We start from the raw sequence: 2902 nt of genomic DNA, 5'->3' as shown, positions 1-2902 counted from the left end.
TTAAAGAATACCTGTTACCCCGTCGCTGTTTTCCTTCCAGAGAAACTCGCCAACAGATTGCAGAAATCTTTACTAGAGTAGCCAATTTTCAAGTCGCAGAAGCCATCTCTTCAGATTTCCGCTTGATTATTCCCACAGAAGCCATCGGCAAAGGCGATCGTTGTTATCTAATTGCACCAGGTAATTTAGCAACTTTACCCAGTCTCAAAACTTACTTGGTGCAACAAGGAAGAATGGATGAAGAGACAGTAATTCAATTACTAGACCAAGTATTACAAAGCTTAGAGTTTTTGCACTCTCAAAAATGGAGATTTACTTCAGGAGAAATTAAACAAGGACTAATTCACGGTAATCTCAGTTTGGATAATCTGCTAATCGCTCAAACGAAAGTAGGATTTTTAGTCTATTTATGGGATTTATCTTGTTGGTCAGATTTATTCGATCCCACTATTTCGCAAGTATCTCCTAAAAGAATTGCTGACGATCTAGTAGCATTAGGGAACATTGGCTTTTATCTCCTAGCCTCCACAGAAATTGTCGCCCAAGCTAGTTATCCCCTCGATCCGCGCAACAAAATTAATTGGCAAGGAATTTCACCTCAACTCAAGAGTTTTTTGCTGCAACTTCTCGGTTTAAATAATCATTTTAACGATGCTGCTATAGCAAGAAAAGAATTGCGTCAACTAATGTTTGAGCAAACAAAACGGGACTTTTCTTCGGCAATTACTACTGACAAATCGAGTTTAAACCCCAAAACTTTTAACTGGCTTCCTTGGATAATTTTCGCAGCAATTATGGTTTTTGTTGGTGGATTTTTGTTGGAAAAAATAATTAATGAAAACGATCCTCCTTTCGATAGTGTCAAAACAATTTCAGAAGATTGTTGTATTGAAGATATTAGTAATGTGCCTACGGGCAACTTTAGTTATGGTGTGGAGGAATCGTCAAAACTAAAGTCTATTTTTCAGATCGCACCGACTTACCTTGAAGCCTATAAAATTAATTCTCAGATTGATAGTTTTACCGAAATTTTGAGCCAAGAAAAAAATGTCAATCTCAAGCTAAAATCATATAGCGATCGCGAACAACTAATTAATAGTCTTGATACTCGCAAGCTAAAATTTGCCGTTATGAATTTTACTCCCGATCGGTATCGAAAAAAATTTTTGCGAGACGATCGCGAACAAGTAATTAATAATATCATTGCTTATGACGGACTATTGGTCTACGTTCCCTTTCTCGATTGTGGTAAAAATTGTCAGCAATTAGGGGACTATTTAAACCAAAAAATTACTCTCCAACAGTTAAAAGATATTTACACTGCCAAGGTTAGTTATTGGCATCAAATAAATCCGAAAATTCCCAAAATTCCCATTCAAGCTTTTGTGCCTCAAGATAATCAGGCTCAAGAACTATTTAAACAGTTATTATTTGAAAATGAAGAAGCAGATATTGCAGCTTTTACAGAAGCTATTAGAGTGGGAAAAATCAAACAACTAGAGAGTTATACTATTCTCCAAGAAATTAGAGAAATGTGGCTAAAAGGCAAGATAGCAGATGGTACGAGAATAGGAGGAATTGGATTTGATTTTCCAGAGATTGTTTACAAACAATGTAATGTTTATCCCCTTGCCGTCGTCCGAGATAACCTAAACTATTTTCCGATGCTGGTTAACCAACAAAGTAAGCAAGGAATCGATCTTTTTCAAGATTTAAGTTGCCAAGATAAGCACGCCTATCAACTCAATCAAAGTGTATTTCGCGATCGTCGATATCCCCTTGCTTTTTCCTTAAACCTGCTTTATCTCAACAACAATACCAATCAAAACTTAGAATTTGGGTCAAAAATTACCGAAATTTTTAAAACCCAAGAATTTCAGTGTCACTTATCTCACAAAAAACTCATTCCCCTAACATTAAATGAAAGAGACTGCGAAAGATAAACCAGCCAGTATTTTCTATTTATTAATTACTACTAAAAACTAAAAACTAAGAACCAAGAACTAAAAATGGCTATAGTTAAATGTATGAATCCCGAATGTGACTATTTTGAAAGGACAGTTCCTGAAGGTGATTGTTGTCCTTACTGTGGCGAACCGCTAAACTCAGAATCAACCAAGGCTAACGATCGCCAGCCATACATTCCACCACCACCAGAACCAGAACCCTTTACTCCATCACCCATAATAGAGCCAGAAAAACCACTGACTCGTACCGTTGTCGAACCCGTTAACCTCAGTCTAAAATTGGTTCACGCCAATTCTGGTCGAGCTTTTACCATAGACCGTTATAGTGCCATCAATAAGATCTATTTAGGTCGTCAGGAGGGGATTCCTAGGGATATCTCGGTCAAAGATCTGAGCGAGCTTCCTTTTGCGGAAAGAATTTCTCATCTTCACGCCTATGTCATGTGGGATGATAACCGCAACAGCTTTACTATTGCCGATAATAACAGTGTCAACGGGACTATTAAGAATGGTCAATCCCTAACCCCCCAACAGCCGTATCCCATCAATCCAGGCGATCGCCTGGAATTTGGCAGAGAGCATAAAATAATTTTTCAAGTAGAAATTCTCTAAACATAGACTAAAGTCTAATGACAGAGGCGATAGATTCTTTTTAAGCTAAAGCTAAAAGCATTGCAGATCCGATCTTGATTTTAGCCCTGAAATACTTTTTCTAAGTCAAGCTAAAAAATATTCAACTAGCTCTCTCATAGTCCGATCGAGCAATGCTTAACCAAAATATCATCTCCATCTTGGAAATTCAGATGATTACTGCTGTTACTCAGACCTTAACTGAGATTTTGGTCGAAAATTCACCCCTGATTAGGAATGTTGAGATCGACCTCAATCACCCTCAAATGAGGCAAGATGTCAAACCGGCACTCAGCCTTTATCTG

General features: G+C 37.6%; 2 protein-coding genes. Both read left to right on the top strand.

From position 1 onward, the window contains the following. Positions 1 to 1943: substrate-binding domain-containing protein (locus AC33VI_RS23040; protein ID WP_491784599.1), on the top strand; the 1943-nt coding region annotated here is incomplete at its 5' end. Between the two features lie 66 nt (positions 1944 to 2009). Continuing rightward, positions 2010 to 2579 carry an FHA domain-containing protein gene (locus AC33VI_RS23035; RefSeq protein WP_491784598.1) on the top strand — a complete coding sequence of 190 codons (570 nt, stop codon included), beginning with the start codon at positions 2010 to 2012 and terminating at the stop codon, positions 2577 to 2579. The last annotated feature ends 323 nt before the right edge of the window (positions 2580 to 2902 follow it).

It is taken from the genome of Waterburya sp., assembly GCF_058530065.1.
Note: the sequence above shows the minus strand (reverse complement) of the source record. Positions and strands in the feature narration are given on the sequence as shown.

Coding starts and splice junctions, on each gene's coding strand:
- AC33VI_RS23035 (WP_491784598.1), top strand. CDS start 2,010: ATGGCTATAGTTAAATGTATGAATCCCGAATGTGACTATTTTGAAAGG.